Source organism: Erythrobacter sp. GH1-10 (genome assembly GCF_045363165.1).
In the GTDB taxonomy this organism is placed as follows: Bacteria; Pseudomonadota; Alphaproteobacteria; order Sphingomonadales; family Sphingomonadaceae; genus Erythrobacter.
On the sequence record NZ_JBJFLP010000001.1, the window covers coordinates 901473 to 928179 of the forward strand.

Sequence of the window (26707 nt, forward strand, 5' to 3'; positions counted from 1 at the left end):
ACCTAAGTCCATGGGAATCCTCGTTCCGGACCGCCGCGCGATCATCACTTCCATCGTCATCGCGCTGGCGACTGTCGCGATCCTGCTCGCGATGGACCGCCCGCCGATCTGCGAGTGCGGCTATGTGAAGTTCTGGCACGGCGACATCAATTCCTCGGGCAACAGCCAGCATATCGCGGACTGGTATACGCCGAGCCACGTCATCCACGGGATGATCTTTTATTGGTTCGGCTGGCTGCTGTTCGCGAAGTGGAAGCTGGGCGGAGAGGGCACGGTCAAATGGGGCATTGCGCTGGCGGTGTTCATCGAAGCGGCATGGGAAATCGCCGAGAACACGCCTTTCGTGATCGACCGCTATCGCTCGGTCACGGTCAACTGGGGTTATTCGGGCGACAGCGTGCTCAATTCCTTCGCCGATCTCGGCTGGATGAGCCTCGGCTTCTATCTCGCGCTGCGCCTGCCGGTGAAAGCGACCATCGTACTCGCCATCATTGCCGAGATCGTCACCGCGATCGTGGTGCGCGATAACCTGACGCTCAATGTGGTCATGCTATTGTATCCGCTCGACAGTATCGCCGAGTGGCAGGCGGCAGGGCACTCCTGACGGGGAACCGCCGCTCTGCCCATGGGTTGAAAGGGTGGAGCTAGGACGGACATGACCCCAATAAAATCAATACCCTTTGCACTTGCTGCCGTGGCGGCAACGTGCGGTTCACAGGCGGCCGCACAGGAAACCGACAGCGACGAAGCCGAAGTTGCCGCGCAAAGGCCCGAGGGCGGCCCGCCGGCCGGCTTCGATATGTCGGATTCGGTGTTCGACGAGACGTGGCTCACCTTCGGTGTCGGCATCGGCCTTACCCCGAGCTATTCGGGCTCGGACGATTACCGCGCCTTTCCGCTGCCGCTGATCGTCGGCCGCATCGGCGGTGTCGGCATTACGCCCAACGGTCCCGGCCTCAATTTCGATGTCCTGTCGAACCCGCCGGGCCAGGACCAGGGCAAGACGAGCTTATCGTTCGGCCCCACGGTCCGGTTCCGGGGCAGCCGCGACGATGCGGTAAACGACGATGTCGTCGAGCTTGCAGGAGAGCTCGACAGCGCGCTTGAGGTCGGGGTGCAGGGCGGGGTGCGGATCCCCGGTGTGCTCCACCGCTTCGACGCGGTGACATTGGGCACTGCGGTGCGCTGGGACGTTCTCGGCGCGCATGAGGGCATGCTGGTCGAGCCAAGCGTTGGCTATTTCAGCCCGCTCTCGCGCGGCGCTGCGGTGCAGTTGATCGCCACTGCCAGCTTCGTCGACGACAAGTTTGCCGACTATTATTACACCGTCGATCCGCAGCAGAGTGCCGACACGGGCCTCGCCGAATTCACCGCAGAGGGTGGGTTGAACAGTATCGGTGTCACCGCGATCGGGACAGTCGACCTCGACGGCGACGTGCTCAATGGCGGGTTGAACGTCTTCTTCGTCGGCGGCTATTCAAGGCTGGTTGGCGACGCGGCCGACACGCCCTACACCTCGGTCAGGGGCAGCGCCGACCAGTTCATTGGCGGCTTGGGCATCGGCTACACATTCTGATCAGGGGAAAGGTCTAGTCTTGGTCAACGGGTTGCGTTCGATTGGGCCTTTCATGGCTTTCCTGTCGCTGGCGGCATGCGGCAGCGACGGCACTTCGCCACCGATCGGGCAGCCTACGCCAAGTCCCGCTCCCCCTGCGATCGTTACGCTCGAATTCGACTTTGCGGCGGTGGGTTCGGAGTGGACCAGCGGCATCGCGGAATTCGGCGATCGCGCTCGGGTGAATTTCGAGACGGGCGTCGAAACCGTGCCACCGGATCTGTCCACACGGACAGGCCTTAAACTTGCCGGCACAAACGTCACGGACGATCTTGCCATGTTCACTTGGCGGCGGATCATAAATCTCGAAGCAAACCGCCTTTATCGTATCGAGACTAGGCTTGAGCTTGCATCGAACGTCCCGCCCGGTTGCATCGGAGCGGGCGGTGCACCGGGCGAAAGTGTTTTTGTAAAGGCCGGTGCAAGCGCGAGCCAGCCCGGCGTTGATGCTCAGCAGCAGCTTAGCGTCGACAAGGCCAACCAGTCCCAGAGCGGAAGCGAGGCGGTCGTGATCGGCGATCTGGCCGTACCGGGAGCAGGCACGTGCAGCTCGGGCGTATTCGCTGCCAAGACGATCGAGGGCGCCGCAAGCGACGCCCCCATCGTATCGAGTAATGCCAATGGCGAGCTCTGGTTGATCGTGCTTTCGGACTCGGGGTTCGAAGCACGGAGCGAATGGTATCTTTTGAACGCTCGCTTCACCCTAACGCCCCAATAGGCATCAATCCTCGCCGTCATCCTCGTCCATCGTGGCACCCTTGGCGCCTTCGGCGAGCTGCGGGCGCGGCGCCGGCATCGGCGCGGCGCGATCACCGGTCATCAGATAGGTGTCGAACCACTCCATCATGCGCAGGTTGTAGTCATAGCGGCTCGCCGCGAGGCGGTTGCCGTGGCCTTCGCCGGGATAGAACACGAGCCGCACCGGCAGGTCCGGCTTGCGCACCTTGAGGAAGCGGTACAGCTCCATCGACTGGCTCGGATCGACGCGGGTGTCGTCCTCGCCGTGCATGATCAGGATCGGCGTGTTCGCCTTGTCGGTGTGATAGATCGGCGAGACCTCGAGCATCTTCTGCCAGTTGTCCCACGGCCATGCGCGGCTGTGGACGTTGTACATCTCGTATGGAATGTCGGTCGTGCCGAACTTGCTGGTCTGGTCCGAAATTCCGACGAACATCACCGAAGCGGCGTATTCTTCCGAATGGTAGGTCGCGCCCCATGCCGAGGCATAGCCACCATACGAACCGCCGGTGATGCCGGTGCGGTCGGGATCGGTGATGCCATCGGCGACGAGCGCCCGCTTGGCATCGACGATATCGGTGAATTCGGGGTCGGTGTAGTTGCCCTGGTGCTGCTTCGCAAAGGCGACGCCGTAGCCGGTGGAGCCGCGATAGTTGGGCAGGAACACCGCATAGCCCTTTGCCGCGGCGACCTGGCCCGGCTTCGAATAGGCGGTCTGCCAGCCATTGCTTTCATGCGCTTCCGGGCCGCCGTGAACGTTCATGATGGTCGGCGCGCCATTGCGCTTTTTCTCGCCCATCGGCTCGATCAGAACGCCTTCGATCTTTTGCCCGTCGCGCGCGGTGTAGGTGTAGGCGCGCTGCGGTGCGAAGGTGATCTCGCTGAGCCACGGGTTGTGAGTGGTCCAGCGCTCGAACGTGGTGCCGTTGAGGACGAACAGCTCGCTCGGGTGGGTCGGGCTGTCCGCGCGAACCACCAGCTTGCCGCCATCGGCTTCGAGACCGGTCAGGATCAGCCCGTTCGGATCGATCTCTTCGAGCTGGTTTCCACCGGCGTCGTAGATGCGCAGGACGCTTTGCACGCCGAAGTCCTCGATCACCGCAAGCCGCCCGTCATCGAGCCATTCGGTATCGACGACCGCCTTTTCGGCAGCCGGATTGAGCGTGTTGATCTTGCCGTTCGAGGTTTCGACCATGTGCAGCGTCGTCGCCGCCGGATCGTTCTTGTCGATGCCCGCGATCAGCGACAGCAATGTGCCATCCGGAGAAATCTCGACATCGCCGATCTTGCCCGGGGTTTCGACCACGGCGCGGACATTGCCGGTCGCAAGGTCGATGATGTTGACCCGCTTGCTGGTGTAGCTGTCGTCCACCAGCGGGGTGGGAGCGGTCTCGACAATCCCGAACGATCCGTCGGGCGCGATATCGAAGGCGCTGACGAAGCCCGGCAGCGGAATTTCGCGCGGGCTTTCGTCCACTTCCGCACCGACGGTCGCGGCGAACATGCGCGCCGGGCGGAATTCCTCTTCATAGACCTTCGCGTTGAAGCCGGCCTTGGCCTGTTTGGTGCGCTGCTTGTCTTCGGCCGCGCCGACCAGCATGTAGATCGTGCCGCCATCGGGGCTGAAGCGGTAATCGCGCACGCCCGCATCCTCGACCGCAGCAAGCTTGGTATAGGTGCCGCCGTCGACCGGAACGCCCCAGACCGCGGCGTCCTCGTCATCCTTGCTCCAGGTGAAGGTAACCATCGTGCCATCGGGCGAAAAGGCGATGTCGCCGGGGCTGATGTCTGCAGGCAGGAACGCGCGCGCCGCATCCGGAGCGGTGGCGATCTTCAGTTGCGACTTGAAGCCGCCATTATCCTCGCCTTCGGTCACGTCGGGCAGGCTCGCGGTGGTGAACGCGATGCGGGTGCCGTCGGGCGAGACCGCCATCGCGCCTACGCTTTCGAGTTTGGCGACGTCTTCGGGCGTCATCGGGCGCGCCTGCGCCGTCGCGGCGAGCGAGGCTCCGGCGAGCAGTGTTGCAGTGAAGATGGCGGATTTTGCGACCGTGCGGTTCATTGGGTTTGTTGTCCCTGCTTGGTTGAAAGTTGCGGCACTGCATAACAACCGCAGTCTGAATCGCAACTGCATGAAAAATGAAGGTCCGCTCTCGGACAGGTGCACCGCGCTTGCCAAGCCGGTTCGCGAGCGGCATCAAGCGCGGCGAAGGAGAGTGCCACGATGAAATTGCTGAAACGAATGAGTGCGCCCGTCGCGGCCGCGCTCGCGCTGTTCGCCGCTCCCGCGGCAGCCGATACGGTCATTATCCACGCCGACAGCGTGATTACCGATGCCGACGCGGAACCTACGGGCCGCGCGACCGTGACCGTCACGGACGGAAGGATCGTCAGCATCGAGGAAGGCTGGAGCGCGACCCCCGAAGGGGCGACCATGATCCACCTCGAAGGCAAGACGCTGGTCCCCGGCCTGGTCGACCTCCACACCCACATTTCCGGCGATCCCGGCGGCGAGTTCTGGCGTGCTGCGGTCAACCCGCCCGAATGGTATACGCTGGTCGCGGCCAAGAACGCGCGGGTCACCGCGTTGGCCGGGTTTACCACGATCCGCGATCTCGGGTCGCGCAGCGATCAGGTCACGCAAAGCCTGCGCCGGGCGACGGCCACCGGCGTGGTTCCCGGTCCGCGTATCGTCACCAGCGGGCGCACGATTGCGATCGTCGGCGGCCACGGCGACGTCAACGGCTTTCGCCGCGAGGTCAACGACGCGTTGGCGACAAGCTTCGCCTGTACCGGCGCGGTCGAATGCGCCGAAATGGTCCGCACCGCGTCGAAATACGGCGCGGACCTGATCAAGATCACCGCGACCGGCGGCGTGCTGTCGCAGCAAGGGCGCGGGCTCGAAGCGCATTTCACGCCCGAGGAGATGAAGGCGATCGTCGACACCGCGCGCATTCTCGGCCTCAAGGTCGCGGCCCACGCCCATGGCGCGCGCGGGATCGAGGCCGCCGCGCGGGCGGGCGTCCAGACGATCGAACACGGCACCTATCTCGACGAGCAGGCCGCCAGGGTCATGCGCGAGAAGGGCACGGTGCTCGTCCCCACGCTCATGGCGCTCAAGGGCGTTTCGGAAAACATCGGCACCGGCACCTACACGCCCGTGGTCGAAGCCAAGATCCGCGAAGTGTCGCCCTACATGGCCTCGCTGGTGGAGCGCGGGCGCGAATACGGCGTCAAGATCGCGTTCGGCACCGATGCCGGCGTGTTCCCGCACGGGCGCAACGCCGAGGAATTCGCGCTGATGGTCGAGCAGGGGTTCACCAATCGCGAGGCGCTCGCCAGCGCCACGACCATTGCCGCCGAAGTGCTCGGCATGCAAAACGAGATCGGCCGGATCGCGCCGGGATACTCGGCCGACATCATCGCGGTCGATGGCAATCCGCTCGACGACGTGACGGTGCTCGAAGACGTCGACTTCGTGATGGTGCGCGGCCGGGTGATCGAGTGAGGCCTTCTCTTGTGCTCGGGGCGGCGCTGCTTGGCCTTGCCGCCCCGCTATCGGCGACCGAAACCTGCCCGCGCGAGCTTGTCGTGCTCGGCGCGGGGCAGGACGCAGGCGCACCGCAGATCGGGCGCGCCGGCGACGAGGGGCCTTACCTCCTCCCGTCTTCGCTCGGCGTGATCGACCGGGCCAATGGCCAGCGCTTCCTGTTCGATGCCAGCCCGGCGATCACCGAGCAGCTCACCGCGCTCGATAGTATCGAACCGCCCAAGCAAGGAAGCGAGGAGCGGCTCGGTCTGGACGGCGTGTTCCTCACTCACGCGCATATCGGGCATTACATGGGCCTCGCATGGTTCGGGCGCGAGGCGGCGGGTGCGAACGAAGTGCCGGTCTTCGCGATGTCGCGCATGGCCGAATTCCTGCGCGGCAACGGCCCGTGGGAGCAGCTGGTCACCCTCGGGAACATCGCCTTAACCGAAATGGCGGATGGCGAATTCACCGTCGTCAACGACGATTTCGGCGTGCTCCCGATCATCGTCCCGCACCGCGACGAATACTCCGAAACGGTCGGCTTCCTCATCATGACGCCCGACCGGCGCGCGCTTTACATCCCCGATCTCGACAGCTGGGACGCATTCGAAGCGGCGAGCGGAAGCACGCTCGAGGAACTGGTCGGCGGGGTCGATTACGCCTTCCTCGACGCGACCTTCTGGGACGGTAACGAGCTGCCGGGCCGCGACATGAGCGAAGTCCCGCACCCGCGCGTCAAGGCGACGATGGACCGCTTGCAAGACTTGCCTGCCGGGGAGCGCGGCAAGGTTCACTTCATGCACTACAACCACACCAATCCGATCCGGGACCCCGACAGCCTTGAGAGCCACGAGGTCGGAATGCGAGGGTTCGGGATTGCGCGGCGTGGAATGCGGTTCTGCCTCGCCGAGAGCGACTAGACTTCAGCCCGGAGATGGCAGCGGATCGAGGTCGAACGCGGCCCTGCCGATCACATCGCGCGCCTTGTCCCATCCGCCGTGGAGCCACGCCTGCCGCGTGTCTTCGCTGTCGGGGAGGATCAGCGGCATCGATTTGCACCCGGCCTCTTTGGCTGCGCCCCTCGCGTCGAGGGCAAGCACCGCGAATGCGGGGACATCCTCGTCCTTCCACACGCCCGCCATTGCGAAGATGCGCTGGCCGGGAGCGGCGAACCAGTGCTTCAACCGGCGTCCTTCGTAGTCGGTGCCGCTGCCCCACAGCATGACCGCAGTCGCGGGGACGAGGCAGCGGAATTCGCTGTTGCGCAAGTTTCCGATCCAGAACGGGCTATCGGTGTTGCGCACCGAGGTGATCCGGCGGGTCGGATCGTGCGCGGAGGGCGGAGGCAGCACACCCCACAGGCGCGGGGTGATGCGCGGTTCGAGCCGTCCACCGGCAGGTCGAGGGCCCGCGATAAACTCGCGCCCCGCCGTCACCACCGGCGCGAAGCCGAGCGGCGCAACATAGCCGCCCGTCCACGGATCGTCTCCCACCCGTGCCCCAAACCGTTGCGCGATCTCGGCGGCAGTGCAGTCGAGGCGATAGAGAGTGGTCAATCCAGATTGGCGGCGAGCGTCTCGAAGCCTTTGGCGAAGTCCGTCTTGAAGTCCTGCACGATAGTGCCGACCCCGCGCGAGTCCTTCACCAATCCGAGACCCTGCCCGACCCAGTAGCTCGACAGCGCCTGCGCTCTGGTATTTCCCGCCACCGCTGCCTGGTCGAGCGCGCGCAGCACCGGCTCGGCGAGCAGGCTCATCAACGGCATGGGCAGGGCCGGTAGGCCCGCCGCTTCCCAGCGCTCGTGCCATTCGCTCTTCAACTGGCGCGAATATTTGCCGGTGCGGTATTTGGACCGGACGGTGTCGCGCGATCCGGCTGCGATCATCTTGTCGCGGAAAACCTCGGTGGTTTCGGCCTCGGGCGAAGCGAGCCAGACGCTGCCGCACCATGCACCCGCTGCGCCCATCGCCATCATGCCTGCCATCTGCATGCCGGTCATGATGCCGCCTGCCGCGAGCACGGGAATATCCGCGCCCGCTTCTTCGATCGCGCGGATCACTTCGGGCACCAGCACGATCGTCGCGACGTCGCCGCAATGCCCGCCGCCTTCGCCGCCCTGCGCGACGATGATGTCGACCCCGGCCTCGACCTGCTTCATCGCGTGTTCCTTTGCGCCGACCAGCGCCGCAACCGGTATCCCGTGTTTCTTGCCCGCTTCGATCATCGCGGGCGGCGCCGTGCCGAGCGCGTTGGCGATCAGGCGCACCGGGTGATTGAAACTGACTTCAAGCAGTTCCTGCCCGAGCGAAGTGTTGGGCGCCTGCGAGCCGCCGCGCGGGGCGCCCGCTTCTTCGGCGATCCCGCATTCGCGCAGCAGCGCCATGGTGAATTCGCGATACTCGCTCGGGATTTGCGCAACGATGGCGTCGGCGCTGACCGAATGATCGACCGCCTGCACCTCCGGGATGAGCACGTCGACGCCATAGGGCTTGCCCTCGACATGGTCGTCGATCCACGCCAGTTCATGCTCAAGCTGCTCGGGCGTGTAGCTCACTGCGCCCAGCACGCCGAACCCGCCCGCGCGGCTCGCGGCGGCGACAACGTCGCGGCAGTGCGAGAAAGCAAACAGCGGGAACTCGCATCCCACCATCTCGGTCATGCGGAACGGCATAGATTCTCTCCCTTGGGCCAACGCCAATGGCTTTACGGACGCGTGCCACAGTTCTACACCCCATTCCATCCCCGGGGAGCCAGCAGCTGGCTGAGAGGTGTGGGTATGCTCCACACGACCCGTCGAACCTGAACCGATTAGCATCGGCGGAGGGAGTGGGCGGTTTTCACGGATCGGCCCGCACTCCGCTTTGAGGAGAGAGCACATGGCCGACATCAATTCACCCGTCGAAATAGGCGTCACCACCGGCCCCATTCGCGGCAGCCGCAAGGTCTATGTCGGCGCGCGCACCGGCAGCGGCGTGCGCGTCGCGATGCGCGAGATCGACCTCGAAGGCGGCGAACCGAGCGTGCGGGTCTACGACACCTCCGGCCCCTATACCGATCCCGAAGCGAATATCGACATCAACGCCGGGCTTCCGGGCCTGCGAAGCGACTGGATCCGGTCGCGCGGCGATGTCGAGGAATATGATGGCCGCGAGGTCAAGCCCGAGGACAATGGCCAGCTCGGCCCGGACCGCAGCGGCGGGGTCCCGCAGTTTCCCAACGTGGTGAAGCGCCCGCTGCGTGCCAAGGCAGGCGCCAATGTCAGCCAGATGCACTATGCGCGGCAGGGCATCATCACGCCCGAGATGGAATATGTCGCCGAGCGCGAGAACCTCGGGCGCGAGATCGCCAAGGATTTCGTGCGCGACGGGCAGGACTGGGGCGCGGAAATCCCCGATGTCATCACGCCGGAATTCGTCCGCTCTGAGGTTGCGCGGGGGCGGGCGATCATCCCGTCCAACATCAACCACCCCGAAAGCGAACCGATGGCGATCGGACGCAATTTCCTCGTCAAGATCAACGCCAATATCGGCAATAGCGCTGTCGCATCGGACGTCGCGCAGGAAGTCGACAAGATGGTCTGGGCGACCCGCTGGGGTGCGGACACGATCATGGACCTCTCAACGGGGCGCAACATCCACGACACCCGCGAATGGATCATCCGCAACTCCGCCGTGCCGGTCGGCACCGTGCCGATCTACCAGGCGCTCGAGAAGGTCGGCGGGATTGCCGAGGAACTGACGTGGGAAATCTTCCGCGACACGCTGATCGAACAGGCCGAACAGGGCGTCGACTATTTCACCATCCACGCAGGCGTGCGCCTGCCCTATGTCCCGCTTGCCGCCAAGCGCGTCACCGGGATCGTCAGCCGCGGTGGATCGATCATGGCGAAATGGTGCCTCGCGCATCACAAGGAGAGCTTCCTCTACGAGAAGTTCGACGAGATCACCGAGATCATGAAGGCCTATGACATCGCCTATTCGCTCGGCGATGGCCTGCGCCCCGGCTCCATCGCGGACGCGAACGACGAGGCGCAGTTCGCCGAACTCTACACCTTGGGCGAGCTCACCAAGAAGGCATGGGAGCACGACGTGCAGGTGATGATCGAAGGGCCGGGCCACGTGCCCATGCACAAGATCAAGGAGAATATGGAAAAGCAGCTCGAAGCGTGCGGCGAGGCGCCGTTCTACACATTGGGACCGCTCGTCACCGACATCGCGCCGGGATACGACCATATCACGTCCGGCATTGGTGCTGCACAGATCGGCTGGTACGGCACCGCGATGCTGTGTTACGTCACGCCCAAGGAACACCTTGGCCTGCCCGACCGCGACGACGTGAAGGTGGGAGTGGTGACCTACAAGCTCGCCGCCCACGCCGCTGACCTCGCCAAGGGTCACCCGGCGGCCAAGGTCCGCGACGACGCGCTGTCAAAAGCCCGCTTCGAATTCCGCTGGCGGGACCAGTTCAACCTCTCACTCGACCCCGACACCGCCGAGCAATATCACGACCAGACCCTGCCGGCGGAAGGCGCAAAGACGGCGCATTTCTGCTCGATGTGCGGGCCGAAATTCTGCTCGATGAAGATCAGCCAGGAGGTGCGCGAGTTTGCGGCGAAGCAGAACAACGATCCCGACAGCTTCCTCGCCAGCGAACAGCTGAAAGGCGAAAACACGCCCGAAGAGCGCGCCGAGAACGAGGCCGGAATGGAAGAGATGAGCCGGGTCTACAAAGAGAAAGGCGAGCGGTTGTATTTGCCGGAAAGTGAGGACTAATCGTCGCTAGCCTTTGCGCTTGCGGTCATCATTGCAATGAGATCGGCCGCTGGAGCCTCGCTTGGCGCTGATTCAGCATTTGCTTGGTTGAAGAGTGCTTCAATTTCGCTTTGGCGCTCAGTATTCTTGAATACGTTTCCGGGATATGCATCCGGGTATCCATCAGCGACAATCTTCGTAACTGCTCCGAGAATACTCTGAGCCAATGCTACTGCCTTTGCGATGTCCTCGTTTGGCTGCGCCGCGTCAGTTTTCAACTGGAAATCGATGTTCTTAAAGGTGAGGTAAAGAACGAACCTGTTTGAATGGACGGCAACCAAGTGCTCTCGCCCATCCGAAATCTCTGCCAATTCGGTCAATGCACCATCTACGGCTCGAGACACTCTCACAGCATTCCACAGCCACCATGCTGAGGTGTGGTTGTTGAAAAGACGAGTGTATGGTTCTTTAGCGGTGTTCTCCCATAGGCCCGAAATATAGCGTTTCGCGCTCACCGCTAGCTTGAGATCGCCAGACGCGCACGCAGCAGCCACCGTAGCATCTCTAATGCCGAATCCATCGGCGTCTATCGGTTCATCATCGCCACGTCGGAATGTGTAAACCACGCCAAAGCTTGCCGCCTCCCGCCGAATACGATCCTGGTTGTCATCTGCGGCCACAAAATCGACCGGATTTAGATCGTTTTGAGTGTTGTTGGCGGTCGTGACATCGATGGAGAATCCCTCAGGAGTGCCAGCCAGCGAGATCACGCGCATTTGGATAGTGATTTGCGACAGGTCTGCCCCTGCCGCTTTCGCTTTGAACAGAGAACTGACGGTTTGCGCGCCATTGATAATGCTAATCTTTTTGATCGTGAACAATCCGCTATCGGTGTCGTTTCCGCCAATCCGGTTTTTTTCGAAATCGTCACAAATTGCGGTGATGCCGTTGTTATAATACCAGAAGTTCTCTGGTGTGAATTTAGCCGTACGCGAGATACCTTCATTCACGTCCGAACGCTCGATTGCATAACGAAGATTTTCCGCGAACAGCCGCTTGCCATTTTCTTCATACCAATCGACGACGTCCGCCGCAGACATTGAACCATAAACTGCCTTGAAAGGATTTTTCCGGCGCCCCCAATTGCGAAGCAACGCTTCTACGTCGATGTTTTCTGGGCGAACCTGAGATCTCGCAGTTTCGCCCGCCTGCGCAAGGTTGACTTCATTGAAGTGCATTATCGATTCAAATTTGTTGCATTCTGCAAGAAATTCATCTCGGTATGTACAGATCTCGTCAGAGAGAGGTTGCTCGCTATTGTGCGCGAACACCAAGTGAATTTCACAATTAATGTCGTCCAACGCATCTTTGACTGCCTCCCGATGGCCGTGCAAATCAGCGTTCTGATCATCAAATTTCAGGTCGATCAGTCGAGCGACGCCGTCTCGAAAGCGCGTAAAGTCTCCTAGCTGAACACCCTTCTTCGTATTCGAGAACCATTTGCTCTGACCGAGGTAGAGTCTGCGCATCTGTTTATCGGCGTAGATGCAATCGATACCATCGTCGTCGAACCCGTCAGTGATCGAAGCAGCAGCCCCTTCCTTGGTTGTCGTCGCGAGCCCTAAGACTGCGAGAGCCATGTAGGATTGAGTGAGAAACCGACGCTCTTGCTCGGCATCATCTTTGCAAATTGATTCATCTACACTGAGGACTCCGTCAAAGATCTGATGCAGACGTTGGCCAACTCGGCGCGCTGTCAAAGTTTGGGAATTAGTGTCCAACGTCACAAATAAATGCCTCGCCAAGTGCGGATTTTCTGTTCGGATCGTCCTTAGATCTCATCTATCTTCATGCAATTAATATCGAAATCGAATTGAATTGGCTAGCGCCTCATCCCCACCATCACCCGGTCCAGCGCCTGCAGGAAGTTCGACCGGTCCGTCTTGCTGAACGGCGGCGGACCTCCGCCCGCGCCGTCCATCCCGGCGCGCAAGTCTTCCATGATTGCGCGGGTGGCGATGGCGCTGCCGATGCTGGCGGCGTCGAACTCGCGTCCGTCGTGTTTCAGCACGCGCGCGCCTGCCTTCAGGCAGCGTTCGGCCAGCAGGATGTCGGCGGTGATCACTACGCTGCTTGCGTCCGCATTCTCCGCAATCCAGTCGTCCGCCGCGTCGAAGCCGTCATCCACCACCACGCGTTTCACCCGTTCGCTCACCGGCACGCGGAAGGGGCTGTTGCTGACCACGCGGACGTGCGCCTTGTACCGATCGGCCACGCGATAGATTTCTTCTTTGACCGGGCAGGCATCGGCGTCGATGAGGATCATGGGTGCGGTCATGCCCCTCTCGCTAGCGCAATCGGCGGGAGCGCAAAACCTTTCCTACTCCGCCAAAATCTGCCTTATCCTGTCGGATGACCCACAGCCCCTCCGACATCGCCCCCGCGACCCCCACCGCCCTCACCACGACCCAGCGCCATGACGGCTGGACTCCCGCGCGGCAGACCGCGTTTCTCCGCGCGCTCGCTTCCTCCCATTCCGTCGCCGCCGCCGCGCGGCAGGCGGGGATGTCACGGCAATCCGCCTATGCGCTGCGCGCCCGGCTCAAGGGCGAGCCGTTCGATCTTGCCTGGACCGCCGCCTTGCGCTGCCGCTTCGATGCGCTCGCCGAGGCGGCGATGGAGCGCGCGCTCCACGGGGTCGAGGTCCCGCACTTCCACAAGGGCGAGCTGGTCCACACCTCGCGCCGCTTCGACGAGCGGCTCACCGTCGCGCTGCTCGCCATGCGCGACAGTTTTCGCGGACCCCGCGTGCCGCCCAGCCACCGCGCCTCGGCCTATGATCCCGACGATTTTCGCGGCCTCCTCGCGCGGATCGAAGAGGGGCCGGAGACGTGGGACGAACAGGTGCGGCTCGAATACGAGGCGCTCTATGCCGGGGAGGAGATGGAGGATCGCTGTCCCGAATGCGGATCGGACGAGGCGTGCGATTGCGCGCCCGGAGAGGGCGTTTGAAGGGGGCAGCGGAAAAAACGGTTTTGCAAAGTGTCAACTTCGCTTTTGGCGCTGGAAACCGCAGGATTGTGCGGGTTTCAGGCCGGAAATGCCGGGTGACACGGTGTCAACTTCGTCAGCTTTGCGATGCCGCGACAGCGACCGGGATCGTCCCGGATGCCCGGAGCCTGCGGGGAGGCGCGCTCTTGGGCGGGCGCGGCCTTGCCGATTCAGCGTTAGGCGATCCCTCGCATCGGTGGTACACTGCGGCCAGCTACCAGTCGCGATCGACGGTCTGCCGCGCTCCCAACCGCGCGCCACCTCCTTCCATTACGCCTCTTAGCCTTCGCGTATCCGCGCCGTATCCCGGCGTGCGAACGCGCACCGGAAGGACGCCGTCATGGATCTCAACCAGCTGCTCTACAATCACCAGGTCGCGAAGATGAACGCGAACCATTCGGCCTCGAACGACGACCGGAAGACCTATTTCGACCTCGTCGGCTATTATGAAAAGCGGATCGCGGCGTTCCGGAAGGACTCCGGCCTGTCCTCGAACGCGTGGCTCCATCGCGAGCGGCTCGGCGATTTCCTGAGCGGATAGCGCGGCCGCCCGCCGCGGCGGCACCACGACATTCTTCCATGAATTGCAGGCACGATCTGCACACCAGGCGACCCGAGGCGCTCGAGCGAATCCACTCGATCGCGTCCGCCTTTTGCCCCTGCAGCTAGTCTGCGGGGGCTTTTTTTGCGGCACCCGGGCGGTGCGAGCGCGCCTGCGCCAGCGCATCGCCGAGATTGGTGTAGCGATAGGCTCCGACGGTGTAGTTCCCGACGAGGGTCAGGACGATGCCGAGTTCGCGCAGCTCCTTCATGTCCGCAGCCAGCGCTTCGCACCGGGCGAGATCGATCTGCCCCTCCTCGCCAAGCATGTGCGGATGGCAGCGGGGGAGAAAAGTGTCGTTGGCCATAAGACCTCCTTGCGGCGTAAGCGGAAGCACGGTGTCTCCCAGCCGCAAGAGCTTACTTTTCGGTGCTTACGATGGAGCGGATATGGGGCGGGGCAGCAGCGATTGCCAGTGCGGTGCGATTGCAGGCGCTCGCGTCGCCCGAATCCCGCGTCCGTTTGCGCGCCGAATTCGTCCGCTCGGCGAATTGTCTCGTTATTCGCAAACTTCTGTGTTACTGCGCTCTGGCTGACGTCGGAATTTGCGACGGACTTCGAAATTTGACGACCGCCGTCTGCCCGTTTCCAGTCAATTATTGGAAAGCCATCGGGCCCCGGCGTAAACCGGACGACGACTTCCTTTCCCTGAACGATTTGACGCACGACCGCACGGCATGCTGCCGCGCGGCAATACACGTTCTTGAAAGGAACACTCCATGTCCAAGACTGGCACCGTAAAATTCTTCAACATCGACAAGGGCTATGGCTTCATCCAGCCCGACGACGGCTCGGCCGACAGCTTCGTCCACATCAGCGCCGTGCAGGCCGCCGGCATGCACTCGCTCGATAAGGAGCAGCGCCTCAACTACGAAGTCGAAACCGGACGCAACGGCAAGGAAAGCGCCGTCAACCTTTCGGCTGCGGACTGATCCTGCGGATAGAGGGGGGGCGGCGCTTCGGTGCGGCTCCCCCTCACACCCGATCCTCCCTTCCCGCCGATCCGAGGAAACGCATCCGATGTCCCAATCCTACGAATTCTACACCGAACGCGCCGAAGCCGCCGCCGCTGCCGCCGAAAAGGCCGAGCTCGAAAATGTGCGCGAACGCGAATTGCGGGCGGAAAAGACCTGGCGCGGCCTCGCCCAGCAGGCGCGCAGGACCGTGATCCAGCGCGAAAAGGCCGAAGCCGAACGCGCCGCCCGGCGCGAAGCCGAGGCGCAGGCCCAGGCCGCCGACCAATAAAACATCAGACAATGCGAAGCGGACCAAAAGTCGCGCGCATTGACAATTAAATCGTGCTATCCACTCCGCTTCAATTGGGGGGAGAGTGGTAATGGCTGATCAAACGCAAAAAGAGCTGCACGACAATACTCGGGCGTTTCGCGACAATTACATAACCGGAAACCTGACGAACGAGGTCCACCTCGGAGCGGCAAAAGGTCTTGCCGCATTGGCCGCCTTTATCGGCGACCATCACTCCAAACTGGTGCAGGAAATCACGCGCTGCATGGCGCTCCCGCCGCAAACCACGCCCTACCAACTCGATGTGGGCGAGGAGACCGGGCTCGAGCTGTATTGGGCGTCCGAATGGATCGCCTCGCCGCCGCCGTGGTTCGATCAGTGGAAGAAGGAGCATCCGGTCTATCTGATCGCGCTCGACATCCTCGCCGAGGCGCTCAAGCTGGTCGAGCACCTCAAGATGTCGAAGGCGCAATACGACTGGCTGATGTCGATGGCCGACACGCCCGGCCTGGTCGGCAATGACGGGACGATATTCGGGTTCGCGAAGTATGAGCAGCTCGATCGCAAGTGGATGATCGCCGCGCTCAACTACGTGCTCAACGTGGTGCATAACGATATCCACCCGTTCGTCGGTGCCAACCTCACCGCCGAACCGATGAGCTCGCAGCAGGGCAAAGTCGAGGTGGTGCTTGGGATCGTCGGCGACTGGGGCGGGGGCGCGTACAAGGAAGGCCCGAACAAGGATATTCCGAGCCCGGCCGAAAGGGTGAAATCGGACCTCGAGCGGCATTCGCTCGATTACCTCGTCCACCTCGGCGATACGTACTACGCCGGAACCGACGGGCACTCGCGGCTCGGCCCGGATAGTGCGAACGAGGAGCAGGACAACCTCGTCGACATGTGGCCGAAGGGGTGCGCGGATCGCAGTTTCACGCTCAACTCCAACCACGAAATGTACGGCGCGGCGGATGGTTATTTCAAGGTTGCGCTCGAAAAGCCGGGCCTGTTTCCCAAACAGCACGGCGCAAGCTACTTCGCTCTCGAATACAAGTTCGGCAAAGACAAAGACCAGTCTTGGCTCGTGCTGGGCCTGGATTCGGCCTATTTCTCCGACCAGCAGAACGGCCACAAGATGTACATGGACGGCGCGATCGGGGTCGACCGCGGGAGCGCCAAGCAGACGGAGCAGATGACGCAGATCAGGGCGCTGGCCGAACAGCACCCCGGACCGATCATGGTGATGACCCATCACAATCCGTGGGACACGATTACGAGAAAGGTCAACCGGCTGTTCCTGCAGGTCGAGACGGCGCTGAAGCGGCAACCGACGCTGTGGTATTGGGGGCACGTCCACAACGGCATCGTCTATCCCGATGTCGTCGACGGGCCAGAGACACTGGGGCGCTGCTGCGGCCACGGCGCGGTGCCATTCGGCAATGCCTGGGGGATCGCGGAGCAGACCAAGACGCTTTACTACTCGCACACCCATGACGATGCTTTCGATGCGGGTAATCCGCGAGTTTACAACGGGTACGCCCTGGTGGCCTTCCAAGGTGACGGTAGCGTGATCGAAACCTTTTACGAGATCCGCAAGCCCGGCGAGGACGGAGTTCGGGTGTGGTCGGCGCAGTGGAAGCCGCCCGGGGCCGGCTGACGGTTTTGCCCGTTCATCCCCTCCAAACGTTAAGCAGCGTTCCCTATCTTGGGTTAGGGCGATACACTTGCCCGAGAGAAGAATGAGAGGAGGACCCCCAATGCAGTTCCAGTTCAACTCCGACAGTTCGGTGATGGGCACTGAAAATGTGGCCGAGCGGATCGAGGGCATGGTGCGCGAAAAGCTCGAACGCTTCGAGGAGCGTCTCACCCGGGTCGAAGTCCATGTCTCGGACGTCAACGGCTCGAAGCACGGGGCGGACGACAAGCATTGCAAGATCGAGGCGCGACCGCGCGGAGGCAAGCCGATCGGAGTTACCGGCAAGGCCGACAAGGTCGACGATGCTGCGCGCAAGGCGGCGAACACGCTGGTCCAGCGGCTGGATCGACTGTTCGGCAAGGAGTCGAAGCACAAGCACGATGCGCGTCCCGACAAAGTGATGTAGGCTGGTTGGCGGTCGCGCGACTCCTCGGGAGAGAGATATGCATAGCAGCGACCAGCCATCCGCCATCACCACTGCCGGCCCTGAGGATCGCGAGCGGATCATGGCGACCATCGTGCTCGCTTTCGCAACCGATCCGATCACCCGCTTCGCCGCGCCAACTGCGACCCGATTTCTCGAGGTGATCGGTGATTTCATGACCGCCTTCGGGGGCCGGGCCTTTGATCACGGGACCGCCTGGCTCGCGAACGATGGCGAGGCCGCGGCGCTTTGGCTTCCCCCCGGTGTCGAGCCCGACGGAGAGACGATGATGGGTCTTCTGTCGGAGGGTGTATCTAATGATCGACTAGAAGACATGGCAGGCATATTCGGGCAGATGGAGCATTATCATCCGAAGGAAGAGCATTGGTACCTGCCGATCATCGGTGCCGATCCGCAATATCTCGGACAAGGATTGGGTGGCGCGCTGATGAAGCATGGCTGCGCGCGGATCGATGAGGACGGGCTGCCCGCCTATCTCGAAAGCTCGAACCCGCGCAACATCTCGCTCTACGAGCGGCACGGTTTTGAAGTTATGGGCGAAATCCGCAGCGGCAACGCGCCCGTGATGACGCCGATGTACCGCCCCGCGCGGCGATAGAGACTACTCGGCCACTCCCAGAAAGCTTGCGATCTCGCTCCAGCGGTCGCGCACCATCCGCCGCCCGCGCTTGATGTTTTCGGCGATCAGCTCGGGCACGAATTCGAGCGTTTCGTAGAGATCGGTCGGCGGTTGCAGCACCATTGTCGGCACGAATTTGTAGCGCTTGATCTCGTCATGGAGCGGCTGCATTACGCGGTCGATATCGGCCTGCGAAAGGCCGAGCGCGGAGAGTTCGGCACGCTGCTTTTCCTCGGCGAGCAGCAAGTGGTTGATGAAGTCGACATTGGCGAGGTCGTTGTCGGCGACCTCGGCGGTGAGGATGTCGACCGACTGGAAGCCGATATCGACGAGGCTCTTGTACTCTTTAGGGCGCCAGCTCGGAGGTGCCTCTGCGCGCACGACCAGCACCGCGCGGGGGCGCTCATGCAGCGCGGCTGCGAAAGGCGTCACGTCGCGCAGTCCCCCGTCCACCCATTGCTCGAGACGGCCCTGCGAATCGAAAGTGCGAAGCGGGGGAAAGGCCGGCGGCTGCGCCGAGCTGGCATAGACCCATTCGGCGATGTTGTCGGCGTTCTCGGCGACGATCCGCAGCTCGCCATTGGTGATGTTGACCACTGCCAGACGGAGATTTTTGCCCGTCGCGCGGATCTTCGCATCGTCGAACATGTCGGTCAGCAGCTTGCGGAGCGGATCCGGATTATAGAGCGAATTCTTGCCGGTGAGGATCGCCCAGATCATCCCGCCGCGCCCGCGATAGATATCGTCATTGCCCTTGAGTCCGGTCCAGAACTCGAGGAGCCTCTCGACATCGTCCTGCGCGACCGCTGCGGCCTGGATCGCACCGGTCGAAGTGCCGGTCACCGTTTCGAAATCGATCCCGCGCCGCTCGATCAGCTCATCGAGAACGCCGACCTGGAAAGCGCCCTTGGCGCCTCCGCCGCTCAATGCAAGTGCCAGTCCGCCTGCCATGGTCGCGCTTCTCCCCTTTTCAAACAGGGCAAAGTGGAAGCGAAAACCGTTGGTTAGTCAATCGATTTGAAGCGACCTTACCCGGCACCATCGAGGCCGGAGCCGACGATACCGACTTCGCCGAGCAGGCTCTCGATCTTCTTCTTGACCCCGAAGAACCCGGCCTTGGCGAATGGCCACGTTGCGCGGTTCAGATCGTCCAGCAGGACGACGGTATCGCCCTGTTCGAGCAGCGGCGAGAGCTCGGGTATCAAGGCATCGCGCGTCCATCCGGTGGGAATGTAAGGCATGACGACCCGGCCAAGGCCCGCTTCCGCGAGAATATCCGAAAGGCTGTGCCCGGCGTCCCACAGGCGCATGTCGCATTCGAACGCCTTCGCCGCTTCGGCAGCGCCATTTTCAACCGCTGCTCGAGCGAAATCCCTCGCGCGCTCGCCGGTGGCACCGGGCGAGCGTGCCTCGGGGCGCGCGGCTCCGATCACGAGTGCTGGAGGCTCGGGCAGGTCGAGCGGGACATGGCTCGCCGCCTCGTCATGCAGCAACAAGGCATAAGGTTCCTCGAAGACCGCCGCCCGCGGTTCCGGTGGAAGATCGAGCGGCTGGCGGCCATGCTCCTCGTCCTCGGAAAGGGCCGGGGCCTCGTCGGCAAGGCCATCGGCTGTCAAGGAGCCACCCGGCATATTCGCGGTATAGCGAGCGATGTTACCGGGCGTCGCGAGATAGGTCTTGCCCTTGGTGTGGAGCCCGCCCATCCAGCGCCAGCTGAGCGTGTTCGAGGCTGCGTCGCCATCCATCAGCTGTCGCAGGAAGAAATCCGCGCCGAGCGTCCAGTCGAGCTTCAGCGTGAAGATCCAGATGCTCGCGAACCACATCCGGGCGTGGTTGTGGAGATAGCCCGTTTCGACCAGTTCACGCGCCCAGTGGTCGAACGCTTCGATCCCCGTCCGGCCTTCGACGGCTTGCGAGTAGGCTGTGCGCAGGCCTGCATTGGAGTCGAGTTCGCCGAGGGCGGCATCGCGCTGCTCACAATAGGCGCGCCAGATCGACGGGCGCTGTTCCAGATAGCCTTTGAAATAGACCCGCCAGAAGACCTCGGCGATAAACTTGTCGGCTGCCTGCGGGCTGTGCCGGCCGAGCACCGCATCGATGACCTCGGCTTCGCTCAGGATACCGGCATGGAGCCATGGGGAAAGCTGCGACACGTTTTTGCGTGCGCCGCTTTCGGGGCTTCCATCGTCGAAATTGCGGCTGTCGGCATAGGCGCGTCCGGCGCGTGGAAGGAAATCGGCGAGGCGTGCGAGCGCTGCCGCGCGGTCAGGAATGAATTGCATGACATGGCAACCTCGAAGAAAGGCGGGAGTTCCGCGGTCGCACTCTCACGATTGCTTCATCGAGACATATCGTTGCGTGACCGGGACATGTATTTCGGAACATCCATGGGGCCGAGCCGTTCGTATCTGTGACGGGGCAGGCAAATGCCTGAATCCCCGAGACATGAAACTGACAAGCAAATTCAAGGATTTCCCAATGAAGACGCTCAAGATTACGCTCGCCTCCACCGTCGCACTGGCAGTCGCCGCCTGCGCCCCCGAAGCAGACAGCGGCGACGCGATGACTGCAGACGAAACCGCGATGACCGATGAAGCCACTGCGCCCGGCACCGTGGTTGAAGTGGCACAAGGCGACGAAACTTTCTCGACGCTAGTGACTGCGGTGACCGCAGCCGAGCTGGGTGAAACCCTGTCGGGTGAAGGTCCGTTCACGGTATTCGCGCCGACGAACGATGCGTTTGCGAAGATCCCTGAAGAAACGCTGACCGAACTCACCACCAACGACACCGAAACGCTCGGCAGCATCCTGACGTATCACGTTGTCGAGGGTAGCATCGATGCCGCGACGCTGACCGCCGCAATCGAAAGCGCGGGTGAGGAAGGCTACACCATCACGACGGTCAACGGTGGCACACTCACCGCAAATGTCGTCGACGGTGCGGTGGTGCTGACCGACGCAGCTGGGGGCACCTCGACCGTCACTGCGACCGATGTCGAAGCATCGAACGGTCTGATCCACGTGATCGATACCGTGCTCATGCCGGCATAATCGCCTAAAGCGATCCGAATTTGCGAAGGCGGGCCCCAAGCGGGTCCGCCTTTTGCGTTTGCGGGCGGTGCGTCCTAGAAGACGCGTATGGGATTCACCTTGAGAGACACGCGGAAACTCCGCGCAGTGTTGGCCTTCGGCGCATTGCTGCCGCTGGCGGCCTGCGAGACCGGCAACGCCATCGACGAGGGCGGGCAGACGTTCGAAGGCATTGCCCCTGATGCGACCCTCAACCTGCTTGGCAACGAGCCCTTCTGGGGGATCGAAATCGTCCCGGATGGCAGCGCATACACCGCGACCTATTCCACACCGGACGATATCGACGGCAGCGCATTCACGGTGTCGCGCTTTGCCGGAAACAATGGCCTGGGGTTTTCCGGTGAACTCGGTGGAGCTGCGGTCCAGATCGCTCTGACGCCCGGCGAATGCAGCGATACGATGAGCGATAGGATCTATCCGTATACAGCGACTGTCGCCTTGGGAGAGACAACGCTGTTCGGCTGCGGGTATACCAGCGACGAACCTTACGAAGGGGGGGAAGCATCGTGAACGACGGGATAGTGGGCGCGCCTCTCGGGGAGCCGGTGATACGGCCGATCTGGCGCGGTTTCTTCTGGGCGGCAGCCACCTTCAACTTCGTGGTCGGGCTTCTGGGAATGGTCGGACCGTCGCCGAGCGTCGATGGCCGCATCATCGGACTGCTCGTATTCTGTTTTGGCATTATCTACGCTCTGGTCGCCCGCGATCCCTTGCGATTTGCCCCGGCGCTGTGGGCAGGCATCATCGGAAAAGCCGGGGTCGTCGGCTTGCTGGGGCCGGCTGCTCTGGGACCGAACGGAAACCCGCTCGTAACCGGCATTCTCGCAATCGATGCGATCTTCGCGATCGGCTTTCTTGCATTTCTCTTTTCGAGGGGTGAAGGAAGCTGAGGAGACGCTGAGCGGGGAGAGATCGCATGTCGAAAGCAGATCAGATGACGGGCGGGTGCCTGTGCGGAAAGGTGCGCTACACGCTCAACGCAAAGCCGATGATCTGCGTCGCCTGTCATTGCAAGAATTGCCAGAAGCAGGCGGGCTCGGTGCTTTCGATCATTATCGGCGTGCCCGAGGCAGCGCTCGAGATCGAAGGGGAAGTCAAGACCTACGACGATACCGGCGATAGCGGTGCAACAGTGCACCGGCAGTTCTGCGACACGTGCGGGTCGCCCGTGTTTACCCGGCTCGATAACGCCAATGGAATGATGTTCATAAAGGCCGGTACGTTGGACGATACGTCGAGCCTGAAGCCACAGTTTCACTGCTATACGAAAAGCAAGCAGGATTGGTACGATCTCGGCGATATTCCGGGTTTTGAAACCGTTCCGGAGGGCGTGTAGGCACACCTTGGTGCGATAGGCGCGACTGATCGGGCCGCTCGCTCGAGTGTGGTCGAAGCCGCGGAGCGTGGGCGCCGCCGAGCGTGGGCCCCTGCAATCATTCGAAGAAACCTCCGGAACTCACGACCCGAATCCTCGTTAATTGCATGAAGAAACATCGTCCGTTCCAGCTCTGCGAACCCGCATTATCCTGCGGAGCGGAGAACGGGAAAGCAGGTAGTTGTGAGCACCGACGACGAACGTGAACCCCAGCGTTCCGACCAGGCCGCGATGCGGTTTGACGACGCACCGGACCGGTTCAAGGCCGGCCATTCGGCAGACCGGTTTTCCGGCGCATCGGGCGTGCTGTTCGAACAGGCGATGGCGCAAACGCGCATGGCAATCTGCCTGTGCGATCCGCACAAGCCGGACCTTCCGATCGTGTTCGCCAACCGCGCGTTCCGCCGTCTGACCGGCTATTCGGAAGCCGACGTGATCGGCCGCAATTGCCGTTTGCTGCAGGGGCCGAAAACGGATCCCGAGCCGGTCGCCCGCATCCGCGAGGCGCTGGCCAACGAGGATGTGGTCGTCGTCGAACTGCTCAATTATCGCAAGAACGGCACCACCTTCTGGAATGCCCTGCATCTGGGTCCGATCTACAACGACAAGGGCGAGCTGGTGTATTTCTTCGGCAGCCAGTGGGACGTTTCCGATGTCCGCGCGGCGCGGGCCGAGGAACAGCATGCCAAGGACATGGCGCGCGAGCTTTCGCACCGCATGAAGAACATGTTCGCGGTCATTTCGGGGATCGTGAACGTGACCGGCCGGGTTCGCGGGATCCGTAGCGAAGCGGCGGAGATCAATTCGCGCATCCAGGCATTGGGGCGCGCCTACGAAACAACGCTGGACGATGCGTTGAGCGGGAGCATCCAGATCGGCGAAGCGATCCGCGCGGTGCTCTCTCCCTACGACCGCGACGAGGAGCGCCTGAAGCTGGCAGGCAACGGTGTACGCATGCCGTTCACGACCATTTCGATCGTCAGCCTTATCCTTCACGAGCTGGCAGCCAATGCGACAAAGCACGGCGCCTGGGCGGCCGAAGGCGGTACGGTCATAGTCGACTGGCAGCAATCGGACGGCGGAGATTCACTTGAGATCATCTGGGAAGAGCAGGGCGGTCCTGCTATCGACCCGGGGGCGATCGAAGACGGGACGGGTTCGGCAATCGTCGATCGCCTGTTATCGAGCGGTCGCGGTTCGATCACCCGTGACTGGCGCGAGACCGGTCTGAAAGTCACGATAAAGCTACCGACGCAGAGGGGCTGATGGCGCAAACCTATCGCATCCTTATTCTCGAAGACGAACCGCTGATCCTGATGGATCTCGAATATGCCGCGCTCGATCGCGACTGCACGGTCCATTGCGCGTCCTCGTGCAGCGAGGCGCTCGACCTGCTGGCAGCGGACGCTGCGATCGATATCGCGGTGCTCGACGTATCTCTCGGGAAGAACTCCACCTGCTTGCCCGTCGCACAGGCATTGACCGAGTTTGGCATTCCCTACCTGCTTCATTCGGGCGATCTCGATCGCCACGACGAAACGATCCGGACGCTGGAAGCACAGTTGATCGCCAAGCCGGCTCCGGCCGAGAAGGTGATCGCGGCAGCTATCGTTTGTGCCGAGGGCCAGGACCCCACGGCGATCCGGATCGCGGCCGAATAGCCGTTAGAACAGTCCCGGTATCTCGAATTGTGCGGCTGTCGGGCGCGCCGGGCGCATCAACTCGCGGCCCCCCACGCTTTGTGCAGTCTGGCCCGCTCCGCCGCTGATCGCCGTACAGGATTGCCCGCGCAGGAAGTCGAGCGCGGTTGCGATCGAGGCTTCGCCCGGATCGCCGAAGGGCGTGAAGATATCGTCCGCCGCGCTGCAGGTGTTGGGCATCACGCTCGCGAGACCCGAATAATACTCGCCCTGCCCATCGGCATTGTTGGTCTGGAAAGTCACGGCGCGCAGACGCAGGTCGCAGGCGTCGAGGTCGAAGCCGAACTGTCCCACGGGTTTTCCGAAGGTGTCCTCCCCGATCAGCGCGATATTGGCCGGCGCGACGTAGGGGATCATCGAATTGATCACCAGCTCGCTCGCCGAGGCGGTGCCGCGGCGCCCGATAAAGGCAATCTTGGTCGGCTGGAGGGCGTTGGCCTCGTTCTGGAACAGCTCTGTCGAGTTCTCCGAAGCCTTGGAAGCTCGCAGCACGGTCTCGCTCCACACCTGGCCGACGCGATTGCGGCCCATCAGGTCCCCGAAAGTATCGGCAACGCTGACGAGGCCGCCGCCATTGTAGCGGAAATCGATGATCAGTTCGGTCACACCCTCGGCGCGGAACTGTCCGAAGGCATCGCGCAACTGATTTGACGCATCGGAAACGATGAAGGTGCGAAGATTGATGTAACCGACCTTCTTGCCCCCGTCGTCTAGCACCAGCGCACCGTAGCGGTCCGAAATCGGATCGAGCGAGAAATCCGTCTTTGAAATCGACTGCTCGATCACCGCACCACCCGCCTGTGCAAAGCGGATCACCCGGGTGACACCTGCGTCGGACGGTCCCAGCGCATTGATCACCGCCTGCGGACCGCCGGAAGCCATCAGTGAGGATATGGTCGTTAGGTTCGAGCTCGTGGTCCCGATTGCAAGCAGCTCTGTCCCGCGGTCCATACCGGCGGCAAATCCGGGCGCGTTTTCGAACGCTTCGAGCAGAAATACCCGGTCGTTATTGATATCGTAGGCAAGGCGGATACCGAAACCCGCGCTCGAGCCGGAATTGATCAGCGCGTTCTCTTCGGCGATCGAGGTTGCGTAGGTGAATCCGCGGTCGCGATCCTGCGCTCGCGCGGGTGCGACGCGCGCGTCAAGATAGTCCTGCAGATTGTTGAACGCGGCGCGATTGACCGAATTGTCGAGCAGGCTGGGGAACAGGTACCATTCGTCGAGTACCGCATCGGCAAAGTCCTGCTGTTCCGATAGCGAGCAGGAGGCGGTTGGCGGTGTCGGCGTAGGTGTCGGGCCACCCGAAGTAGGCGGCGGCGATCCGCCTCCTCCGCATGCCGCGAGAGCAAAGGCAAGGGTTGCGGAAAGGGCGGAACGGCCAATATGCATGGGGGTGCGACTCCAGGTGGAAAACAGCATTCGTTTGAGGCGACATCTCAAGGGATTGAGAGGCTTCGAGAATGCAACGCAGGATGAAGCTCGGCAAGAGTTTCCAGCCCTTTCTCCCTCCGTCAACCGCGAAACATGCCGATTTTCGGCCAGTTTCGGGGTGTTTTCCTCAGAAAGCGGGGCAAATCGAGCGTCCGCGCCTCGTTTCCTGCCCCCGATAAGACTAGCAAATGACACATGGAAAGACAGAATCATGACTGACCTTCCCGACTGGCTCGGCTCCAAGCTGCCTGAAGCGGCACGTCATCGCGGCCTCGCGATCGCGACGCTGGGCGATGCGCGCAGTTTCGAGCGCGGCGGCTTTGCGCTGACCAGTCCCGCTTTTCGCCCGGGCGAACAGCTCGATCCGTGCTTCACCGCCAAGGAAGAAGACGCGGTGGCACCGCCGCTCGAATGGACCGCGCCGCCGCCGGGGGCGCAGGAACTTGTGATCATTGTCGAGGACGCGACGACTGCCGGTGACGAACCCCAATGCCATTGGCTTGTATGGGGGCTTGCCGGCCAGCGCGGCGCGCTGTTCGAAGGTGAAGTGCCGCCCCGGACCGGGAAGAACCACCTCGGCAATTCGGAATGGCTTCTACCCGATCCTCCGATCGGCGAGACGCGCCAATACGTGTTCCAGATCTTCGCGACCGAGCTTCCGCTTACGCTCATGCCCGGGGCGAGCCGCGAGGACCTGATCGCCTCGCTCAAGGGAACGATAACCGCTTGCGCAGTCCTCACTGCGCCTTTCACCGGCGTCGAAGCCGCCGATGAACTGGCCTGGGACGAAGAAGAATTCGACTAACCCGCCATCTTAA

29 protein-coding genes and 1 riboswitch are annotated in these 26707 nt (G+C 62.5%); of the genes, 20 read left to right on the plus strand and 9 right to left on the minus strand.

Annotated features, from left to right (window positions below; all coding sequences use genetic code 11):
• Positions 1 to 10 precede the first annotated feature (10 nt).
• The 3 genes from ACI5KX_RS04460 to ACI5KX_RS04470 all read left to right on the plus strand — a co-directional run bounded on the left by ACI5KX_RS04460 (position 11) and on the right by ACI5KX_RS04470 (position 2333).
• Positions 11 to 604: a DUF2585 family protein gene (locus ACI5KX_RS04460; protein ID WP_406809467.1), complete on the plus strand. Its 594-nt coding sequence runs from the start codon at positions 11 to 13 to the stop codon at positions 602 to 604.
• Between the two features lie 90 nt (positions 605 to 694).
• Complete coding sequence (locus tag ACI5KX_RS04465; RefSeq protein ID WP_406809468.1) at positions 695 to 1576, plus strand: MipA/OmpV family protein; 882 nt, start codon at positions 695 to 697, stop codon at positions 1574 to 1576.
• A gap of 52 nt (positions 1577 to 1628) precedes the next feature.
• Positions 1629 to 2333, plus strand: a complete 705-nt coding sequence (locus tag ACI5KX_RS04470) for a hypothetical protein (protein ID WP_406809469.1) — start codon at positions 1629 to 1631, stop codon at positions 2331 to 2333.
• Between the two features lie 3 nt (positions 2334 to 2336).
• Here the strand turns inward: ACI5KX_RS04470 and ACI5KX_RS04475 are convergent, their stop codons facing one another.
• Complete coding sequence (locus ACI5KX_RS04475; protein ID WP_406809470.1) at positions 2337 to 4415, minus strand: S9 family peptidase; 2079 nt, start codon at positions 4413 to 4415, stop codon at positions 2337 to 2339.
• Positions 4416 to 4577: 162 nt separating this feature from the next.
• On the opposite strand from ACI5KX_RS04475, the gene ACI5KX_RS04480 reads away from it, so the two are divergent.
• Both ACI5KX_RS04480 and ACI5KX_RS04485 read left to right on the plus strand, forming a co-directional pair.
• On the plus strand, positions 4578 to 5861 hold the full coding sequence (locus ACI5KX_RS04480) for an amidohydrolase family protein (protein WP_406809471.1): 1284 nt from the start codon (positions 4578 to 4580) through the stop codon (positions 5859 to 5861).
• The gene (locus ACI5KX_RS04485) at positions 5858 to 6805 is read left to right on the plus strand and encodes an MBL fold metallo-hydrolase (protein ID WP_406809472.1); all 948 of its coding nucleotides are present in this window, start codon (positions 5858 to 5860) and stop codon (positions 6803 to 6805) included. The genes ACI5KX_RS04480 and ACI5KX_RS04485 overlap by 4 nt, the downstream gene beginning before the upstream one ends.
• Before the next feature lie 3 nt (positions 6806 to 6808).
• Here ACI5KX_RS04485 and ACI5KX_RS04490 read toward each other — a convergent pair whose 3' ends face one another.
• Complete coding sequence (locus tag ACI5KX_RS04490; protein ID WP_406809473.1) at positions 6809 to 7441, minus strand: SOS response-associated peptidase family protein; 633 nt, start codon at positions 7439 to 7441, stop codon at positions 6809 to 6811.
• Entirely contained in the window at positions 7438 to 8556 is a 1119-nt protein-coding gene (locus ACI5KX_RS04495) for an NAD(P)H-dependent flavin oxidoreductase (RefSeq protein WP_406809474.1), read from the minus strand. The genes ACI5KX_RS04490 and ACI5KX_RS04495 overlap by 4 nt, the downstream gene beginning before the upstream one ends.
• A gap of 62 nt (positions 8557 to 8618) precedes the next feature.
• Positions 8619 to 8729, plus strand: a riboswitch (TPP riboswitch).
• Between the two features lie 32 nt (positions 8730 to 8761).
• Between ACI5KX_RS04495 and thiC the strand changes: the two genes are divergently transcribed.
• Entirely contained in the window at positions 8762 to 10657 is a 1896-nt protein-coding gene (gene thiC, locus ACI5KX_RS04500; RefSeq protein WP_406809475.1) for a phosphomethylpyrimidine synthase ThiC, read from the plus strand.
• Here thiC and ACI5KX_RS04505 read toward each other — a convergent pair.
• Positions 10654 to 12276 (minus strand): AIPR family protein, encoded by a 1623-nt coding sequence (locus ACI5KX_RS04505; protein WP_406809476.1) that lies wholly within the window; start codon positions 12274 to 12276, stop codon positions 10654 to 10656. The genes thiC and ACI5KX_RS04505 overlap by 4 nt on opposite strands.
• Positions 12277 to 12518: 242 nt before the next feature.
• Positions 12519 to 12974 carry a YaiI/YqxD family protein gene (locus ACI5KX_RS04510; protein ID WP_406809477.1) on the minus strand — a complete coding sequence of 152 codons (456 nt, stop codon included), beginning with the start codon at positions 12972 to 12974 and terminating at the stop codon, positions 12519 to 12521.
• Positions 12975 to 13048: 74 nt separating this feature from the next.
• Here ACI5KX_RS04510 and ACI5KX_RS04515 point away from each other — a divergent pair, with 74 nt between their 5' ends.
• Together ACI5KX_RS04515 and ACI5KX_RS04520 are read left to right on the plus strand one after the other, a co-directional pair.
• Positions 13049 to 13648: a hypothetical protein gene (locus tag ACI5KX_RS04515; protein WP_406809478.1), complete on the plus strand. Its 600-nt coding sequence runs from the start codon at positions 13049 to 13051 to the stop codon at positions 13646 to 13648.
• A gap of 379 nt (positions 13649 to 14027) precedes the next feature.
• A complete protein-coding gene (locus ACI5KX_RS04520; protein WP_406809479.1) occupies positions 14028 to 14228 on the plus strand; it encodes a hypothetical protein in 201 nt (66 codons plus the stop codon).
• A 124-nt stretch (positions 14229 to 14352) separates the two neighbouring features.
• Here ACI5KX_RS04520 and ACI5KX_RS04525 read toward each other — a convergent pair whose 3' ends face one another.
• Positions 14353 to 14595, minus strand: a complete 243-nt coding sequence (locus ACI5KX_RS04525) for a hypothetical protein (RefSeq protein ID WP_406809480.1) — start codon at positions 14593 to 14595, stop codon at positions 14353 to 14355.
• Between the two features lie 412 nt (positions 14596 to 15007).
• On the opposite strand from ACI5KX_RS04525, the gene ACI5KX_RS04530 reads away from it, so the two are divergent.
• The 5 genes from ACI5KX_RS04530 to ACI5KX_RS04550 all read left to right on the plus strand — a co-directional run bounded on the left by ACI5KX_RS04530 (position 15008) and on the right by ACI5KX_RS04550 (position 18269).
• Positions 15008 to 15220 (plus strand): cold-shock protein, encoded by a 213-nt coding sequence (locus tag ACI5KX_RS04530; protein ID WP_406809481.1) that lies wholly within the window; start codon positions 15008 to 15010, stop codon positions 15218 to 15220.
• A gap of 88 nt (positions 15221 to 15308) precedes the next feature.
• Positions 15309 to 15533, plus strand: coding sequence for a hypothetical protein (locus ACI5KX_RS04535; protein ID WP_406809482.1), 225 nt, complete (start codon positions 15309 to 15311; stop codon positions 15531 to 15533).
• 91 nt (positions 15534 to 15624) lie between these two features.
• Positions 15625 to 17187, plus strand: a complete 1563-nt coding sequence (locus ACI5KX_RS04540) for a metallophosphoesterase (protein ID WP_406809483.1) — start codon at positions 15625 to 15627, stop codon at positions 17185 to 17187.
• 82 nt (positions 17188 to 17269) lie between these two features.
• Positions 17270 to 17632, plus strand: a complete 363-nt coding sequence (locus ACI5KX_RS04545) for an HPF/RaiA family ribosome-associated protein (RefSeq protein ID WP_406809484.1) — start codon at positions 17270 to 17272, stop codon at positions 17630 to 17632.
• A 37-nt stretch (positions 17633 to 17669) separates the two neighbouring features.
• The gene (locus ACI5KX_RS04550) at positions 17670 to 18269 is read left to right on the plus strand and encodes a GNAT family N-acetyltransferase (RefSeq protein ID WP_406809485.1); all 600 of its coding nucleotides are present in this window, start codon (positions 17670 to 17672) and stop codon (positions 18267 to 18269) included.
• Between the two features lie 3 nt (positions 18270 to 18272).
• Here the strand turns inward: ACI5KX_RS04550 and ACI5KX_RS04555 are convergent, their stop codons facing one another.
• Both ACI5KX_RS04555 and ACI5KX_RS04560 read right to left on the minus strand, forming a co-directional pair.
• Positions 18273 to 19241, minus strand: coding sequence for a patatin-like phospholipase family protein (locus ACI5KX_RS04555; RefSeq protein ID WP_406809486.1), 969 nt, complete (start codon positions 19239 to 19241; stop codon positions 18273 to 18275).
• A gap of 77 nt (positions 19242 to 19318) precedes the next feature.
• On the minus strand, positions 19319 to 20572 hold the full coding sequence (locus ACI5KX_RS04560; protein WP_406809487.1) for an FAD-binding domain-containing protein: 1254 nt from the start codon (positions 20570 to 20572) through the stop codon (positions 19319 to 19321).
• Positions 20573 to 20768: 196 nt separating this feature from the next.
• On the opposite strand from ACI5KX_RS04560, the gene ACI5KX_RS04565 reads away from it, so the two are divergent.
• From ACI5KX_RS04565 to ACI5KX_RS04590, 6 genes are all read left to right on the plus strand, one after another.
• Entirely contained in the window at positions 20769 to 21341 is a 573-nt protein-coding gene (locus ACI5KX_RS04565; RefSeq protein ID WP_406809488.1) for a fasciclin domain-containing protein, read from the plus strand.
• Between the two features lie 87 nt (positions 21342 to 21428).
• Positions 21429 to 21890 carry a COG3650 family protein gene (locus ACI5KX_RS04570; RefSeq protein WP_406809489.1) on the plus strand — a complete coding sequence of 154 codons (462 nt, stop codon included), beginning with the start codon at positions 21429 to 21431 and terminating at the stop codon, positions 21888 to 21890.
• Positions 21887 to 22270 (plus strand): hypothetical protein, encoded by a 384-nt coding sequence (locus ACI5KX_RS04575; RefSeq protein ID WP_406809490.1) that lies wholly within the window; start codon positions 21887 to 21889, stop codon positions 22268 to 22270. The genes ACI5KX_RS04570 and ACI5KX_RS04575 overlap by 4 nt, the downstream gene beginning before the upstream one ends.
• Positions 22271 to 22296: 26 nt before the next feature.
• The gene (locus ACI5KX_RS04580) at positions 22297 to 22716 is read left to right on the plus strand and encodes a GFA family protein (RefSeq protein WP_406809491.1); all 420 of its coding nucleotides are present in this window, start codon (positions 22297 to 22299) and stop codon (positions 22714 to 22716) included.
• Between the two features lie 222 nt (positions 22717 to 22938).
• Positions 22939 to 24021, plus strand: coding sequence for a PAS domain-containing protein (locus ACI5KX_RS04585; protein WP_406809492.1), 1083 nt, complete (start codon positions 22939 to 22941; stop codon positions 24019 to 24021).
• Complete coding sequence (locus tag ACI5KX_RS04590) at positions 24021 to 24416, plus strand: response regulator (RefSeq protein ID WP_406809493.1); 396 nt, start codon at positions 24021 to 24023, stop codon at positions 24414 to 24416. The genes ACI5KX_RS04585 and ACI5KX_RS04590 overlap by 1 nt, the downstream gene beginning before the upstream one ends.
• A 3-nt stretch (positions 24417 to 24419) precedes the next feature.
• Here the strand turns inward: ACI5KX_RS04590 and ACI5KX_RS04595 are convergent, their stop codons facing one another.
• The gene (locus tag ACI5KX_RS04595) at positions 24420 to 25847 is read right to left on the minus strand and encodes a S41 family peptidase (RefSeq protein ID WP_406809494.1); all 1428 of its coding nucleotides are present in this window, start codon (positions 25845 to 25847) and stop codon (positions 24420 to 24422) included.
• Between the two features lie 253 nt (positions 25848 to 26100).
• Here ACI5KX_RS04595 and ACI5KX_RS04600 point away from each other — a divergent pair, with 253 nt between their 5' ends.
• The gene (locus ACI5KX_RS04600) at positions 26101 to 26694 is read left to right on the plus strand and encodes a YbhB/YbcL family Raf kinase inhibitor-like protein (protein ID WP_406809495.1); all 594 of its coding nucleotides are present in this window, start codon (positions 26101 to 26103) and stop codon (positions 26692 to 26694) included.
• The last annotated feature ends 13 nt before the right edge of the window (positions 26695 to 26707 follow it).